Source organism: Oleiphilus sp. HI0043 (assembly GCF_001634935.1).
In genome coordinates this window covers 1-1143 of sequence record NZ_LWEY01001449.1, presented here as the reverse complement: position 1 = coordinate 1143, position 1143 = coordinate 1, and the positions used below count along the sequence as shown (strand labels likewise).

Below are 1143 nucleotides of genomic sequence, written 5' to 3'. Positions count from 1 at the left end.
CTTGTTTAATAGCTTCTGTTCGGTTTCTCTGCGCTCAAGTTGCTCCAGTAATCGTGCTTCTTGCGCAGCTATTCGCTGCCTATGCTCTTGATAGAAACGTGAGGCTAAGGCTGCGTTTAGTATAAATAGCTCTAGTGCTGAACCGATCTGCATACCGTACTCGGTAACGAAGCTCACCGGCATCAGGCCCTGTTTACTGAGCGCAGATATCGTCACACCAAACATGAAAGTACTCCATGCTGTGGCATAGATCCACGCCATCCTATTCCCCATAAAGCCCAATATTGGCCCCATTATGAGTAAAACAAAGCTGCCAGGAATGGCCCCCATCACCGACAATTGCAAGGAGGTCTGCGCATCAAATACCAAGATGCCAGCAAGGCCAATCAAGGCAATACCAATGATCGCATTGATTAAATACCCCAAAGTCTTACTGTATTGCTCAGGCTTGAGAAATTCTCGTGAGAATAGCGCTGAAAAAAGTAAACAGCTGGACGGCAATAACAATAAAAGCGTGTGATGAAACTCGGGGTTATCTGAATAAATAAAGGGGAAAAGCTTCGCTCTCATAATACCAAAGAACAGCATGTACAAGAATGCTGCGACTGAATAGTATAAATACAGCTTTTCCCTGAGCGCGACAAAGATTAATAAGTTAAAGAAGACAATAACTGATACAACGCCAAAGTAGGTCGCATGTAATGCGTCTTCTTTTCCTAGCTGCACAAAGGTGCTCGTTGCATCAGAAATTTTCATCGGAACCAACTGAGAACCTGCCGTGTCGACTCTTAGATAAATCTGGTGGGTTTCACCCGCAGCTATTTTGACAGGAAAGAGAAAATTAGGGTGATCTATCAGGCGCTGCGAATAGGGCTTTCTATCTCCGGTGTGAACTTCACTGACTAAGTTGTCACCTGCAAAATGATAAAAATCCACATAATCCAACAAAGGGTAACTGATCTCTAGAATCTGCTCCTTTTGCGCCTGGCTTGGGTTACTTAATTCAAAACGATACCAGTACGGATAACGCTGATAACCAAAGTTAGCCGAGTCTTCACTAAGACCTTTCCATTCACCTTCTCTTACAAGGCTTTTTATTGCCTCTATGCCGCTGTTACCTGAGTGATCTACTAGGTATTCACT

The 1143-nt window shown here is 43.9% G+C and carries 1 protein-coding gene; it reads right to left on the bottom strand.

Annotation, left to right across the window (positions count from 1 at the left end; genetic code table 11):
• Nucleotides 1-1143 (bottom strand): 7TM-DISM domain-containing protein (locus A3729_RS20425; RefSeq protein WP_197475953.1); only part of this gene is annotated, 1143 nt, incomplete at both ends.